Source organism: Mesorhizobium sp. DxT, assembly GCF_058448885.1.
In genome coordinates, this window is the sequence record NZ_JBZFLJ010000008.1 from 123,471 (window position 1) to 139,467 (window position 15,997).

General features: G+C 63.7%; 8 protein-coding genes and 1 pseudogene. 2 read left to right on the forward strand and 7 right to left on the reverse strand.

Annotated elements, in window-relative coordinates:
- The first annotated feature begins 319 nt into the window (after positions 1-319).
- Both ACVJNE_RS16185 and ACVJNE_RS16190 read left to right on the forward strand, forming a co-directional pair.
- Positions 320-2,296 carry a TonB-dependent receptor domain-containing protein gene (locus ACVJNE_RS16185; protein WP_499567188.1) on the forward strand — a complete coding sequence of 659 codons (1,977 nt, stop codon included), beginning with the start codon at positions 320-322 and terminating at the stop codon, positions 2,294-2,296.
- 131 nt (positions 2,297-2,427) lie between these two features.
- The gene (locus tag ACVJNE_RS16190; protein ID WP_499567190.1) at positions 2,428-3,522 is read left to right on the forward strand and encodes an alpha/beta hydrolase; all 1,095 of its coding nucleotides are present in this window, start codon (positions 2,428-2,430) and stop codon (positions 3,520-3,522) included.
- A gap of 2 nt (positions 3,523-3,524) precedes the next feature.
- On the opposite strand, the gene ACVJNE_RS16195 is transcribed toward ACVJNE_RS16190, so the two are convergent.
- The 7 genes and pseudogenes from ACVJNE_RS16195 to hdaA all read right to left on the reverse strand — a co-directional run bounded on the left by ACVJNE_RS16195 (position 3,525) and on the right by hdaA (position 15,989).
- Positions 3,525-6,659 (reverse strand): UDP-N-acetylmuramoyl-tripeptide--D-alanyl-D-alanine ligase, encoded by a 3,135-nt coding sequence (locus ACVJNE_RS16195; protein ID WP_499567192.1) that lies wholly within the window; start codon positions 6,657-6,659, stop codon positions 3,525-3,527.
- Between the two features lie 35 nt (positions 6,660-6,694).
- A complete protein-coding gene (locus ACVJNE_RS16200; protein WP_312860599.1) occupies positions 6,695-7,897 on the reverse strand; it encodes a beta-barrel domain-containing protein in 1,203 nt (400 codons plus the stop codon).
- 4 nt (positions 7,898-7,901) lie between these two features.
- Positions 7,902-10,121, reverse strand: a complete 2,220-nt coding sequence (locus ACVJNE_RS16205) for a type I secretion system permease/ATPase (RefSeq protein ID WP_499567194.1) — start codon at positions 10,119-10,121, stop codon at positions 7,902-7,904.
- Positions 10,122-10,194: 73 nt separating this feature from the next.
- Positions 10,195-11,964, reverse strand: coding sequence for a BapA/Bap/LapF family large adhesin (locus ACVJNE_RS16210; protein ID WP_499567414.1), 1,770 nt, complete (start codon positions 11,962-11,964; stop codon positions 10,195-10,197).
- Between the two features lie 969 nt (positions 11,965-12,933).
- A pseudogene (locus ACVJNE_RS16215) lies at positions 12,934-13,215 on the reverse strand (BapA/Bap/LapF family prefix-like domain-containing protein); the annotation flags it as partial.
- A 520-nt stretch (positions 13,216-13,735) separates the two neighbouring features.
- The gene (locus ACVJNE_RS16220) at positions 13,736-15,148 is read right to left on the reverse strand and encodes a TolC family protein (protein WP_499567196.1); all 1,413 of its coding nucleotides are present in this window, start codon (positions 15,146-15,148) and stop codon (positions 13,736-13,738) included.
- 145 nt (positions 15,149-15,293) lie between these two features.
- Positions 15,294-15,989 carry a DnaA regulatory inactivator HdaA gene (gene hdaA, locus ACVJNE_RS16225; protein ID WP_173190540.1) on the reverse strand — a complete coding sequence of 232 codons (696 nt, stop codon included), beginning with the start codon at positions 15,987-15,989 and terminating at the stop codon, positions 15,294-15,296.
- Between the last annotated feature and the right edge of the window lie 8 nt (positions 15,990-15,997).

Consider the following 15,997-nt stretch of genomic DNA (forward strand, 5'->3'; position numbering starts at 1 on the left):
CAAACTCTTTCGTCTCGACTCGCTTCCAGGCTCGGCCATATACATGACCAACTTTATCAAGTTTATTCCCTGCCCGCGCGGATGACAAGTTTGTCGCCGCGGGACATCCACCTTTGCCGCGGGGGCAAGGCAGGCAGGCGGGGCGCCTAGCAGGGGGACAGATCGATATGAGCGTCACATCGCCGGACCAAGCCGAACATGCCGCCGTTGCGCGTCGGTGGCGGATGTAAACGTCCCCCACGCACAAACCATCCTCCCAACCATCTGGAAATCGACGAAGCGACCGGCTTCGGCACTGAAAGTTGACTGGACCAACTACATGAAGCTTATCCGCATCCTGCCGCTCGCCGGCGTGTCACTTCTCGCCCTCTCTGCCTCGCTGCAGGCACAGGAAGCACCGCAGGGGGCCGTCACGGTGCTCGATACGATCACCGTCATCAATGACGGCGAGGAAAACATCGAGGCCACGGGCGGCACGGTCATCACGCAGGAAGACCTGGAAACGCTGAAGCCTGCCGACGTCTCCGAACTGTTCTCGCGCGAATCCTCGGTGACGGTTTCAGGCGGCGGCGGCCCCTCCAAGCGCATCCACGTGCTCGGCATGGAACAGTCCAACCTGGCCGTCAGCGTCGACGGCGTGCCGCAGACGGCGACGAGCTGGCACCATACCGGCTCCAACGTGATCGACCCGGTATTCCTGAAGCGCGTCGAGGTCGAGGCGGGCGCTGCGGCGGCCGATGCGGGCTTTGCGGCGGCTGCCGGCGCGGTGCGCTACGAAACGGTGGGCGCACTGGACCTGCTGGAAGACGGCAAGAACTTCGGCGGGCGGATCGGTGCGTCCTACGGCACCAACGGTCGGGGCTTTTCAGGCAGTGCAGCGGGTTACGGTCGCGTCGAGGGTTTTGACTATTTCCTCATGACCCACGGCTCTACTGGCAAGAACTACAAGAACGGCGACGGGCTCGAAATCCTCGGCACCGAACCAGCGGCGCGCAACATCCTCGGCAAGCTGGGTTACGAAGTCGACGGTCATCGTTTCGAGATCGGCTATGAGCGCAGCCGCGACAAGGCCGACCGCCTCATCAAGATGAACATGGGCCTGCCCGGCGACGAGGTGCATCCACTCGAAGTCGCCCGCGACGCCGTCAACCTGAAATACACGACGACCGCCCCGACCGATTTCTGGGACCCCGAGGCAACGCTCTACTTCAGCCAGAACGACTACTGGCGGACTAACTACCAGGGCCGGACCAACGGCAACATGATCCTCAATGAAGGGCTTTACGGCGGCAAGGTGCAGAACACCTTTACCCTCGACACAGGCAAGATCACCACCGGTATCGACTTCGGCCAGCACGACTATCACACTGACAATTACGGCAACAACGACCGCCGCTACCGCGATTTCTCGACGACGCAGGTGGGTGTGTTCACGCAGGGCCGGTTCGACTTCGACAGCGGCCTCGGCATCTCCGCAGGCGCCCGCTACGACGGCCACCGCTTCACCGACTGGGACGATAACGACTTCACCGACAGCGGCGCCAGCGTCAACGGGACCGTGTCCTACAGGTTCAACGACCATATCGAGGTGTTCGCCGGCGCGTCGCGCACCTGGCTCGGCTATGTCATCGGCGACTACGGCTATGTCCACGCCCGCAACGACGCCTTCTACACCGATCCCGATTTCAGCACCGGCACGGCGCAGAACCTGAAGGCCGGCGCGAATTTCGGCGGCGAGAACTGGAATGCCGGCATCACCTTCTTCGATACGCGGATCGATGGCCTGCCGGACTACAGCACCGGCAACAGGCTGAGCAACGACCCCAACGAGTACCGCTCCAGGGGCGTGACGCTCAATGCCGGCTATCGCTGGGACAACACCAGCATCGGCGCGACGTATACTCGGGCGGATGTCACCGTGGGCGGCCTGTCGGCCCTGCCCAACAGCGGAACGTTCATGCCGATCGGCGATATGGCGACGTTCTACATCGACCACGAACTGCCGGACTACAACCTCAAGCTTGGCGCGACGGTCGCATGGGCCGGCAAGATCAAGGATGCGGTGGCGACCGCCGGCGGCTTCCACGACCAACCCGCATATACGGTCGTCAACGCCTATGCGGAGTGGAACCCGCCCATCAACGAGAACATCACCCTGCGCGTTGGCGTCGAGAACCTTTTCGACGAAGTCTATTATGAGCGGTCGAGTTTTGCGCGCAGCGACAATCGCGGCGGCATCGACCCGGTCTATGCGCCCGGCCGCACCTTCACCTTCCATACCGCGATCACATTCTGATCCCGGGACGAAGAGACACCGTCAGCGCGGGTCGGCCTCTGGCTGGCCCGCGTTTTTCGTGGCGCGGATTATCGTTTCGCTAACCATGTCGCGACGCCGGGCGAGCGCGGCCTTGCGTCGGGAGCTTCCAGATGGATGGCTCTGCATATGGAGAGACAAGTAAAGCGCATGGTCGGGCGATGAGCGGAGACGGCCACACGCTGAGCTGGCATCTGGTGCGCTGGCTGCTGCTGGCCTTTTCGGTCCAGGGCGCTTCGCAGGCCGCGCATGCCGATGCGCCGCGGCTCGGTCCGTTCGAACTGCCGCAGCCGCAGGAGCTTGCGGTGCCCACGGGCGACGAGCACTTCAGTCCTTTCCAGGCACTGAACGGCAGTTTCAGCTCTCCTGAGCACTGCGCACAGGTTCCGAACGGGCTCTGGATCGAACATGAAGGGCGCGGCGACTGCATCAGATATTATCCCCACGGGCTGGCCGAGGGCGGCAATCGCAGCGTGCTCATCTATTTCGCCGGCGACGTGATGCTGCGCAACACGCGCGGCGTGCGCTTCATCACCGGGTCGTATATCGAGCGCTCCCCAGCATCCATCGCGTCGGACATGACCGAGTGGTCGACGCTGGCGGGGCGACCCACGATCTATATCGCGCGACCGGGCATCTACGGTTCTTCCGGCGACCACAACATGCGCCGCCATCCGCGCGAGATCGCGCTGATGAACCGGGCCGTCGACATGATCAAGGAACGCTACAACGTCTCCTCGTTCATCCTGAGCGGCCACTCGGCCGGCGCGCAGATCGTCGCCGGGCTGCTCAACCGGCGAACCGACATCTCGGCTGCCGTGATGAGTTCCGGCCTCGTATCCGTGAAGCAGGTATCGAGGTTCTGGGAGCGTCGGCGCTCCCTGCCCGGCCGGCTGCTTTACGATTCGCGCAACTTCTACGATCCGGTGGACGAGATCGACCGGATCGCCACCGATCCGAAGCCGCAGATCTATGTGATTTCGGACCCGGAAGACCGTGTCGTGCCGTTCTTCAGCCAGCTCTATTATGTGCGACGCCTGCGTAGCGCAGGTTTCGATCCGCAGCACGTCTACGCGCAGGCGGCCGATCCGCGACGGCACCTGCTGGCGCTGAACGGCCGGCTTGCCGCCGCGCTGCTGGCGCAGGGTCGTTCGACCAACGAGATTCGCCGCGCACTGACCGACTTCGAACTCGATCAGCGCGAGTAGCCCTATTCGGCGGCCGGCCGTTCGACGTCGGCCTGCGCCATTTCCTTGAGCCAGGCGACGATCTCGTACATGCGGGTGCTGTTGGAGCCCTTGACCAGCACCACGTCGCCATCGGCGAGCTGTTCCTCCAGCACTTCCTTCATCGCATCCAGTGAGCCGAGATAGAGCCCCTTCCGGGATCGCGGCAGTGCGCGCCAGAAGTCCTGGTAGAGTTCTCCGGTCACATAGACCCGGTCGATAGCACGGTCATCGATCAGCTTTGCAAGCTGCGTATGAAACATCGGCGATTGCGGGCCAAGCTCGGCCATCTGGCCCAGCACGGCGACCCGGCGCCGCGCGCCCGGATAGTCGTTCAACTGATCGAAGGCTGCTTCCATCGAGCCCGGATTGGCATTGTAGGCATCGTCGATGACCGTAAGCTTGCGTCCACCAAGCGAGAGGTCGCAAATCTGCCCCCTGCCCGGCAGCGGCGCGAATGTCTGGAGCTTGGCGATTGCGGGCTCCAGCGGGTAGCCGAGGGCGGAGACTGCGGCCAGCACAGCAAGGCTGTTCATCGCCATGTGACGGCCTGCGGCGCCGACGCGATAGCTGATCTCGCGGCCCTCGATGCTGGCCTTGACCGAGCCGTCGCGGGCGTCGTGCGAGACGAGCCTGAACGCGCAATCGGCGTGCTCGCCGTAGTGGACGATGCGCAAGCTGCGGCTCTCGGCGGCGGCGCGCACCGTCTCCCATTCGATCATGTCGCGGTTGATGACTGCGACATCGCCCGGCGACATGCCGAGGAAAATCGCGCTCTTCGTGCGCGCGACATCCGTTACCGTGCTGGTCTCATTGAGGTGGGCAGGCGCGATGTTGGTGAAGATGGCGACCTGAGGTCGCGCCATCCGCGCGCTGACGGCCATGCGGCCGATGGCGAGCTCCATCACAATATGCTGCGTGTCCCAAGGTATGGAAGCCAGGTTCCAGCCCACGCCATGCGGCAGGTTGGCGTTGTGCGCGCTCTTGGCGACGGTTCCGTGCGCCGACAGCGCATGCGCCAGCATGGCCACCGCGGTGGTCTTGCCGGAACTGCCGGTCACGCCCAGCACCTTGCCGGTCATGCGCGCCCGCGCGTAGCGGCCCATGGCAAGCACCGCCTCGTCGCAATCGGGCACGGTGAGCAGCGGCACGTCCGTCACGTCGACCGCTTCGGGATCGCGTGCGATCAGGGCGGCCGGAGGCGGGTTCATGCGACGGACCACCTGCGGCAGCATGCCGACCGTTTCGTCGCCAGTTCGCACGACGGCCATGTCGCCCGGCTGCATGGCGGGCGCGAAGGTCGAAAGCCCCCGTGCCGACCAGCCCAGCGGCGGTTGACGGACCCAGGTTCCGCCGGTCGCGGCCTCCACATGCGCGGCAGTCCATATCGCATCCGGATCGGCCGGTTCGGACTGAGGGGCGGTATGCCTTGCGACGAGGCGCCGGAACGCATTGCGTTCTTCCAGATAGCGGCGATAGGCGACGAAACCGGACAGATAGTGCTCGACATCGTCGATGCGCACGCGGAATGCGTGATGGCGGATGAAGAAAGATCCGACGATCCTGTCCGGCTTGCGGAAGTACATGGCGAGTTCGGGCCAGAAATGCCCGTTGAGCAGGTAGTGGGCGCGCTTCTCCAGAGCGTTTTCGAACCGCTCGAGATCGATACCGTCAAACAGATGGTGCAGTTCGGGTCGCTCGTCGATGCGCGCCAGCGTTTCGCGCGCAGCCATCATCAGTTCGAGCAATGTCGGGAAGGTGGTGATCCGATCCGAGACGAAGTCGAGGTAGCCCGCGACATTTGCGATGCCGAAGCGGAAATAGCGCTCTTCCGGGCGGTAGCGCGTAAGTTCGTTAACGCAATAGCTGAGCCAGTGGTCGTGGTGCTTCCAGTGGTCGTTGCGGATGAAGTGGCCAAAGGCCTTTTCGACCATTTCGAGCCAGCGCGGATCGCGCGTCAGGCCATAGAGCCGCATCAGGCCGAAGGCGGCCTCGCCTTCGTAGTAGATGGTGCGGAAGTCCTGCTTCACGCCGAGATCCGGAAAGCTCAGCACGTGGTTGAACGCACCGGTTTCCTCATCCTGCATGTAGCGGATGCCGAGCGCGAGCTTCTCCATCATCGGGTGATGGGCCTTGGAGCCGGTAACGGCGGCGTATTTGGCGAGCGCAAGGATCGCGACCGCATTGCCGCCGAGCTTCACCTCGTTGCCGACGTCGACCAGAAATGCGGCCTCGGTCCCATCCGGCAGGCTGCATGTCTGTATGAGCGCGCCGCACAGGCGTTTCAATGAGCGGTCGATCGCCGCCTTGAGGCGCGCGTCGCGTGTGACCTCCCAGGCTTCGACCATGGCGTAGGTGGTGCTGGCATGGCGCAAGGTGTTGTAGGCGGCTATCCGCCGGTCGAAGCACGGGTGATAGCCGTAGACAAAGGTGCCGTCCCGCTCGACCTGCCGGGCAAGGTAGGCCGCCGCATCGCGCACCAATGGGGTCACGTCGCCTTCGCCAAGCTCGGCCACGGTGCGCCGGCCGGCATCCAAGCCCGCGCCGGTCAGTTCGTGCAGATTGCCGGCCTCGTCGCAAAAGACGCCACGAGTGGAGAACAGATAGACATCGGCCTCGTCGGCGCAATCGGGTTCCGGCATGTCGGGATAGCGGATGCCGGCATAGGTGGCGAAGTTCTTCTGGTTGAACACCGCATGCGCGATGGTGTTGCCACCGTAAAGCGCCGCGTTGGCGTTGAGCTCAAGCTCGGTGAAAGCGAAATTCAGCTCAGGGTCGAAAGCGATTCCGTACCGGAAATAGTTGCGTTTGGTCTTTACGAGCAAACCGCGGAGGCGGCGCCAGTCCTTGCGTTCGGCGCGGTCGACCCAGTCCACCCGAAGCCAGCGACCGGCCAGCTTTTCGCCTTTCATGATTTCGCGCAGCGCGGCGAGACCTTTCTGCCAGGCCGACTCCAGCGAGGCGCCCGAAGCGTTCACCACGCGGGCGCGTGAATCGCCGTCAGAGACGGAGAAGAACAGGACGATGCGGGGAAACGGCGATTGCAGACCTTCAACTCTGGTGCGCAGGAGGGCGCGCATGCTGGAAAGCTTGTCGACGGTGTCGAGTTTGACGTCCACTGGAAACAACCTCCTTCGATAACCGGCGCGCGCGACTAACGCTCGCGCAGCGCCTCGCGCGCCCTGTTGAACGGCTTGATGAGATATTCGAGCACCGTCTTGCCGCCGGTGTGAATGTCGACGGTTGCGATCATCCCCGGCACGATGGGGAACGTCTTGCCCGCATCGTTGGTCAGGGCGTCCTTTCCGGTCTTGATGAAGACCCGGTAGTAGTAGATGTCCTTATCCACCTCGTCCTGGATCGTGTCGGGCGAGATGGTCGTCACATGCCCTTCCAGATCGCCGTAGATCGCGTAGTCATACGCACTGATCTTGACCCGTGCCTCCTGTCCGGGCCGGATGAAGGCGATGTCACGCGGCGAGATGCGTGCCTCGATCAGAAGCTTGTCATCCAGCGGGATGATGTCCATCAGCTTGCCGTTGGGCGGAACGACTCCGCCGATCGTCGAGACCTCGATGTTCTTGACGATCCCACGCACCGGCGAGCGGTGCGTCAGCCTTGCAAGGCTGTCGGAGCGGCCCTTGACCACCGGGGACAGCGAATTGACCTCGGCATTCGCCTTGGTCAGTTCCTCGCGCGCTCGTACGACATACTCGGCATTCATCTCGACCTTCTTGAGCTCGAGCTCCACGAGCTGGCGCTTGAGACGGATGACCTCGACATTGCTGGCGGCGCCGATGGCAGTCAGCGATTCGTTGATGTCCAGTTCGCTACGGACCAGCGCCAGCGATTCCTCGACCCACTCCAGCGACTGCTCCAGGGCACGGCGACGCGCCTCGTAAAGCTCGGTTTCGGAAGCGATCAGTTCCGGATAGCCGTCGAGTTCCTTTGGGAATACGAGCGGGATCTGCTCGACTTCTGCCCGCAGACGCGCGGACGCGGCGAGTGCCGCACGGTATTTGGCGGCGCTCTCCTCGACATTCGATTCCGACTTGGTGGGATCGAGCTGCGCAAGTATCTGACCGGGCTCCACCACCTCGTCCTCACGCACGTGCAGGGCGGCTACAATGCCACCCTCGAGCGATTGAATGACCTGCTCGCGCGAGGTCGGCACCACGCGGCCGTCGCCGGCCGATACCTCGGCCAGCTCGGCGAAGTAGGCCCAGACGAGACCGCAGGCGAGCAGGAGGAAGACAATCCTGACGATGCGACCGGAACGGGAAAGCCGTACGCCATCGTCATCGCCATAGCTCCATTCTCCAAGGTCAGCCGGGGTGTCGCGCATCGTCATGGCCATGAAATCACGCTCCTTCAGCGCGGCGGACAGCCGTTTCCGGCGTGCCGCGAAGATTGGCTGGTACTACCTTCTTGACCCCCTTCAGTGTCTTCAGCGCCTCGTCCTTGGTCTCGTCGAGCACCACCTGCCCGTTGTCGAACGCGATGATCCTGTCGACCAGATCGAGCACCCGCATGCGGTGGGTCGCGATCACCACCGTGCGCTCATGGCTCCACGCCCGGAAACGCGTGATGAAGGCGCGCTCCGTGGCTTCATCCATCGCGGCGGTCGGTTCGTCCAGGAGCACGATCGACGGATCGCGGATCAGCAGCCGGGCTAGCAGCAACGCCTGCTGCTGGCCGCCGCTCAGGCCTCGCCCGCCTTCCAGAATCGGATGATCGAGGCCGCGCGGCAGCTTGCGGATGAAATCGTCGGCGCCGACCATGGCGAGCGCGTCCAGCAATGCCGCCTGCCCCGCGTGCGGAGCGCCCATGGTGACGTTGTCGCGGATGGTGCCGTGAAACAGGCGGGAATTCTGCGTCAGCAACCCGACGCCACGCCGCACGTCGGCGGGATCGATCTGGCTGAGGGCGAGATCGTCTAGATGAACCTCGCCGAGCGCCGGCTCCATCAGGCCGGAAAGACCGAGCAGGAATGTCGACTTGCCGGCGCCGTTCTTGCCGAGCAGCGCGATCTTCTCGCCCGCCCCGATCGAGAGGTCGCGAACCGTGAGCGCCGGCTTCGCGGCGGCATCGCCATAATGAAAGACCGCATCCTTCATGCGGTACGCGCCCTTGAGCACGGGCGCGCTGACACGGGTCTCGGCCTCGGGATGATCGACCGGCATGTGCATGATGCTGTCTATGCTTTTGAGCCCGACGCGCGCCTGCTGGAAACGCGCCAGCACCTGGGTGATCTGGGCCATCGGCGCCATCATGCGCGAACCGAGAATGGAGCAGGCGACGAGCGAACCCGTGGTCATGTCGCCCGCCATCACCATCGGCGCGCCGATGAAGACTATGACGGCGAAGGTGCTGGTCTGCACGCCATGGCTCCACGCCGTGAGCGAATTGGTGATGGAGCGCTGCCGCAGCTGCGCCTCGGCCGTAACGGCGTTGAGGTGGTTCCAGCGCTGCTGGAAACGATCTTCCGCCTGCAGGGCCTTGATGTCCTCTATGCCCTGGATCGCCTCGACCAGCATGGCGTTCCTGAGCGATGCTTCGCGCATCGCCTCGTTGGCGCTGGCACGCAGGCGGCGCTGGGCAAGCAGGCCGGGCAGGATCAGAAGCACGAGCGCCACCGCGGGCACCGCCGCAAGCACACCGCCGATCTGCAGGAAGATGAAGAGAAACAGGATGAAGAACGGCAGGTCGGCGACGGCCGCGAGCGTCGTCGACGTCAACAGTTCGCGCACCTGTTCGAGATCGCGAAGCTGCGAGATGAAGGTGCCGGTGGAGCTTGGCCGCACACGGTTTTTCACCCGCAAGGCATGGCCGAACACCATATCCGACATACGCATGTCTGTGCGCTTGCCGACGATGTCGATGATGCGCGTGCGCACGCGGCGCATCGCGAAGTCGAACGCGACCGCCAGCATGACGCCGATGAACAGGACATAGAGCGTGCTGTAGGAATGCGCCGGGACCACGCGATCGTAGACCTGCATGGAAAACAGCACGCCGGAAAGGGCAAGCGTGTTGGCGACCAGCGAGGCCAGCATCACATGGCCATAGGGCCGAATGTCGCTGAACGCCAGGCGCCGGAACCAGTGCCGGCGATACGGCGCGATGTAGGCGTCGACCCGCTCGTCCGCCATCGCCCGCTCGGGCCGCGGAATGACGAGGTGCAGCGTCTCCTGCAACAAAGCGTCAACGGGAATGGAAACGGACTGGCCGCCGTCGCCGCTGAAGACCACGGACGCGTTGCCGTCGCCGCTGAGCGTCATGATGACGCCGACCGAGTGATCGTTGAGCTGAACGATTACGGGCAAGCGCCAGCTCGTCAGCGAGATCGACGCGGGATCGGCTTGCCGCACCCGCAGGCCCAGCTTGCGCGCGAGGCGGCTGATCTGGGTTGCGGCGTCCTCGCCTTCAAGAGCGCGGCCAAGCTGCAGGGCGCCACGCGGCGAGAAAGGAACGTTGTAGTGACGGGCTACGTGCTCAAGGGCATCGATCCAGGCTTCCAGCTCAGTCCGTCCGAAGCTGCTGGCGGCGTTTGGGTCGATCTGTAGCTCGGGGTCGATCATGATGCCCCTTCAGTCTTCTCCACTGGTCTTGCGGTGCGCGACGCCGGAGCGCCGCGCACCATCATGTCGGCCGTCAAACGACCGAATTATTCTCGGTCCAGTCATCATCCGTCACCAGATGGCCGAATGGATCGACGGTCTCAGTACTTGCCTCGACCATGCTCTCCTGCATGACCGCCGCCCCATCGACCGAGGCATCCTCACCCGTTTCGTCACCGAGATTGTCAATACCGCCGAGCGGGATGTCCTGGTCGTCGCCTTCGTCAAGAGACAGGGCCAGTTCCTCGGTCGTGGACTGCGTCCCGCCGTCCTGAGGCTCGTCCTGGGACGCCACCTCGAGGTCGTCGATACCCACGACATCGTCGCTGAACAATGCCAGCGGAGCACCCGCGACGCCCGCCCCCGAAGGGGTCACCGTGACATCGACACTGCCCGTCACGACCGCACCGGTCGGATGGACGAGTTGATAGGTGAAGCTGTCGAGCTGCGGCGTATCGAAGTATGCGGAAGCTGGATCGGGGGTGTAGGTGTAGTTGCCTCCGGCATCGACCGTCAGCGTACCGTATGTGCCCTGAACGGTTACCGGCGACCCGCTCGGGATCTCGACGAAGGAGCCGAGATCGGCGTCGAAGATCTGGACCGTGGTGAACTCGGACCCCGGCTCGTCATTGTCGAGCAGGTTTCCGTTGTCGCCGGTAGAGGTCTCGATCTCGAATTGGTCGAGGTAGGTGACATCGACGTCGCTATCGATGCCAACAGTGGTGATGACGCCGCCAATCAACGGCGTCTGCATCGACACCAGTACTCGATAGTTACCCGGCCCCAGAGCCAAGGTTGACAGATCCAGCGAAGCGACCTCCCCGACAGCCAGTATCGCGCCTGTGTGTACGTCGGTCGCGACATTGGTCCAGACGCCGGCCGGCCCTTCTATCTGGAGCGCCAGCGTGATGTTGGCGTTGCCGACAGCCAGTGCGGAGACTGTGAGACTGCCAGAGACGTCGGTGTTGGCATCAATTGTGAACTCGTCGCTGATGTCTGTAACCGTAGTTCCTAGAATTCCGAGCATCGACGTATCGTCGTTGAAGTACTCCTCATCGCTCACATTGGCCCAGACAACCGACGCGGCACCGGCATCATCCGTTGTGCTGAAGTCGAACGTCGCCGGCTGGTCCGGATTGGCCGGATCAAACGTCAACGCCACGCTGTCGCTGCCGATCTGCGCGTAGAGCGTTGCCGTGGCCGTGTTGCCCGTATCCGGATCGAACAGCGTGTACTGGAACTGATCGACCTGGCCTATGGCGGCCGCATCCTCGTTCGGCGTGTAGGTGTATGAGCCGTCCTGGTCGATCACCAGCGTCCCGTAGGTGCCGATGATCGTCGTTCCGCCGGCAAGGATCGCTTCGCCGTTGACCTCCGAGACGATCGTCGTCGGGGTGACGACGTCGGAGTCGCCATCGCCATTGACATCGGTGATGACATTGCCGCTGGCAGGCTCCACCTCGTAGCCGCCGATCTCCGTGTAATCGAGATCGGTTCCCCCTACACCGAGTTCGCCAAGGACACCCAGGCCCACACCTTCGAATGTCACGAAGGCACGATATTGACCCGCATCAAGCGTTGCCGTGGCCTGGTAGGTGTTGCCGCTCAGCAGACCGATGTCGAGGACGGTCGCCTCGCCCGAGCCGTCGATACCGACCCACTGGCCCAGCTCCGGATCAAACTTCTGCACCACCACGGCGTAGTCGCTGAGCACGCCGAGTGACGCGAGCGCGCTGTAGTCGAAGTCGGCGTCAAGCGTGTGCCCCTCCTCGACATTGAACTCCACGCTCGGGGTGCCGAGCACGGTCGCCTGCAGATCCAGCACGCCCACGGAAACGAGCGCGAGGTAGTTCGCGTCGCCGAGATCGACATCGGTCGAGGTCGGCAGGATGTTCAAGCCGGCATTACCGATGTCGTCGAAGGCTTCGATATCGGCGTCGGCATCGGCATCCGCGTCGGCGTCGGCGTCGGCATCAGCGTCGGCGTCTGCATCGGCGTCCGCATCCGCGTCCGCATCAGCGTCGGCATCCGCGTCGGCGTCAGCATCGGCATCAGCGTCTGCATCCGCGTCAGCATCAGCGTCGGCGTCTGCATCGGCATCAGCGTCAGCATCCGCGTCAGCGTCGGCATCCGCGTCGGCGTCGGCGTCGGCATCAGCGTCGGCGTCTGCATCGGCGTCCGCATCTGCGTCTGCATCCGCGTCAGCATCAGCGTCGGCGTCGGCGTCTGCATCGGCATCGGCGTCGGCATCCGCGTCGGCGTCGGCATCAGCGTCGGCGTCTGCGTCGGCATCCGCGTCGGCGTCTGCATCGGCATCCGCGTCGGCGTCGGCATCAGCGTCGGCGTCTGCATCGGCGTCCGCATCGGCATCAGCGTCGGCATCAGCGTCAGCGTCGGCATCCGCGTCGGCGTCGGCATCAGCGTCGGCGTCTGCATCGGCGTCCGCATCTGCGTCTGCATCCGCGTCTGCATCAGCGTCCGCATCCGCATCCGCGTCAGCATCGGCATCGGCGTCTGCATCGGCGTCCGCATCCGCGTCAGCATCGGCGTCTGCATCAGCATCAGCATCCGCATCCGCGTCGGCATCTGCATCCGCGTCAGCGTCAGCGTCGGCATCAGCGTCAGAATCGGCATCTGCATCGCCGTCATCACCGCCGCCGCTCAGGGCGAGACCACCGGCTGCCAGAAGGCCCAGGCCAGCAAGACCGAGGATCGAATCGTCTCCGCTGGAGGCAGCGACAAGCTCGTCGACCGATTCGATCTGCGAGAACTGGAAATCGGCCAGGCCTTCGGAATGCTCCCCCAGCCACAGGTTGCCATCCTCATCCTCCAGGACGAGCTGGCTCTGCTCCTCTCCCGCCGCGTAGAAGTTGCCGATCCTGACTGTTTCGCCCGACGTCAGCCGCAAGACCAGATCGTCGCCTTCACGCGCCGCGGAAGCCACATCTCGCGGCGACAGCGACAGCTTGACCACGCTCGGATTGGTCACGACCACATCGCCGTCGGGAAAAGTTTGCGATGTTCCACTGGATTTATCGGTAATAACTGCCACCACTGGACTGCCTCCTCATTGCCTGAGCCCGCCGCAAGGATTCGGCAATCGCCGAGCCCCCGCCAAACAGCGTTTCATCAAGTTTTCAATCAGAGACGGCGGTGCCTTACCCAGGCAAACTACTGCGATACAAGCCGCCGCAGGCTCGTTCCGCCTGCTGCGGATACGGCCTTCGTGTCCCACAATCGGCCATATCGTGAAAATGTTGGCAAATGGAAACGCTCAACTGTGCCAGTTCGGAACATGAAACGTGAAGCTTGCATTTATAACTTACTACGTTCCACAGCGCAGTTTTATTAGAATTTTACGCAATGGTTGTTTTTACATATATTTCTGGTGATTATAATTTACTTATATGCAAGGGGCTTTCTAGGCGATTCTACTTTAGCGACGAATCGTGTGCAGCCGATTTGGCATTACGCCATCCATATCCACCCGTTATCCGCGATGAAAACACGTGCGACGGCCGTGCCATACTGGAACAGTTGCGCCATTTGCAGGCAGCGGCAGGGGCCCTGCCCCGCTACAGGGACACACCGAAAAGCGGTTTGCCCTCCAGTGCGAACTTTCCGCGCAAATCGCCAGCGCTGTAAGCGCAGTCGATGGCAAGCCTCTGAAGATCGTATCGTATGTTGATCTCGTCAAACCGCCCTGCGTGAAATTCCTGGTCCGCGTTGAGCAGATCCAGCAGCGTGCGGGTGCCAAGCTCGAGATACTGGGTCTGATAGAGGCTGCGTGTTTCGTCCATCATCGCCTGGCGCTTCGTCAACGATGCAAGAAGCGCGCGCATGCTTGCAATCTGACCAGTCGCCTCGGTCAGGCTGCGGCGGATATCCACCTGCGCACGCTGCTTGGCAGCCTCGGAAGAGCGCAGCGCGTGTCCGGCAGCGGCGCGACGTGCGCCGGCTTCTCCACCATTATAGATGCTGCCGGTGACGTTCAGGCCAATCGTGTAGTCCGGGTCGCTTGAACCGATACGCGTCAGGTCGGTGCCTACTCCCGCATCCAGCGACACTGTGGGCAGGCTTTCAGCCCGGCTGAGGCCGATCTGCGCGACGGCGGCGGACCGTTCGGCCTCCGCCTGCATCACCGCCGGAACGCGCGACCAGTCGGGGTCGACCGAATCGCATGCCTTGGACAGCCAGCCCGGAGCGCGTGCGCCGCGCGCCATCGCGCCATTTGTGCCCGTCAACGCCGCGAGCGCGCTCGTCCAACGGCGGGTCTGCGCCTGCACCTCAAGGGTCGTCGCCTCCGCGGCCTGAACACGGGCGGCCGCCTGAAGCTCGTCCGACCGGGTGCTGGCGCCTTTTTGCGTGCGCGATTTGACCAGATTGAGGATGGCGCTGGTATCCTTCACCTGGTCGCTCGCCACCCCGGCGAGCGCCTTGTTGCGCTGGACCTCGATCGCGGCCTGGGCCGTCTCGCGTATCAGATCATCCACGGCCATGAGTACCTGCGACTTACGGCCTTCTATGCCGGCCGTCGCGATCTTCACGCGTCCGTCGACCTTGCCGAAATCGTAGATCATCTGCGAAGCGCTGACGTCGAGGCTCGGCCGGTAATCGCCTTCGCGCGAATCGAAATTGGTGTTCACGCCCCAGCTCACGCGTGGCCTGTAGCCGGCGCGCGCCTCGTTGACCGCCTCACCCTGCTGGTTGAGCCTGCTCACGGCCTCGACGACGGAGGGGTGGTAAGAGACAGCGTGCTGTACCGCGCTTTCAAGCGTCAGCGGTCCCTTGGGCGGCGTTTGCGGCGCTGCTGCGCCCGCATCCGTCGCGGCGGCGGTGCTTGGAGCCGCGCCGGGAGCGGTATCGCGGGTCGTCGACGATACAGTCACCGGATCGACGGTATCGGGCTTCGGGTTACCCGCGCAGGCGGATACGATTGCTGCCGCACTGACGGACAGGATCGCAACCATGCGGCGTGGCTGGCGCATCGACGGAACTCCGCAAATCGATGTCGAACTAAAGCCACCTGCCAACGCGGGAACTTGATGGGCGGGCGAAGCGCAGGCCAACATGCCGGCGCGTGCCGAGTGTAGACCCGATTATGGTTAACCGTTCGTTAGCGGGGCGCCGGCGCTAAAGGTCGAACCGGCCCTGCCCCGTATCCATCGCATCCACCACCTGCGCGGCAAGCGCCCGGGTTATCCGCGATTTGTGCTCCAGCGCGGCATGATCGAGCCGTGCCACGACATCGATAGCCGTCGACAGGGATCGTTCGATCCGCCGGACGAGAAACTGCACGACATGGGGCTCGACCTCGACCTGCCGGTCGGCGAAGAGCTTGGTGACCACGCCGGCCAGAAGCGCGTCGTCGGGTTCGTGGATCTCGACGGTGGACGCCGCCTTGAGCCGGGATTCCAGATCGGGAAGCTTTACGCCCCATGCCAGCGGGAAACGCCGTGCCGTCAGCAGCAGCGTGGTTCCAGCCTGTCGCACCGCATTGATGAGATGGAAAAGGCCTGCCTCGTCGATCGGTGCGGAATCCACGTCGTCGATCAGCACAGGCCCCCTGCCCGACGCTTCGACAGCCTCCGCCGCGAGCCTTCCGGGCGCGAATTCGGTAGCACCGCTCAGCTCCCGCCAGATGGCCGCCAGATGGGATTTGCCCGAGCCGGCCGGTCCGGCGAGCACGACCACGGGCGATGGCCAGTCCGGCCAGCGATCCACCAGCGCGGTGGCCGCGATGTTGGATGGTCCGACGACAAGGTCGTCGCGGCTTTGCGCGGGATTGTGCGCAAGGTCCAGCGGCAACTGCCTCGGTCGTGTCGACATGCGTTGCA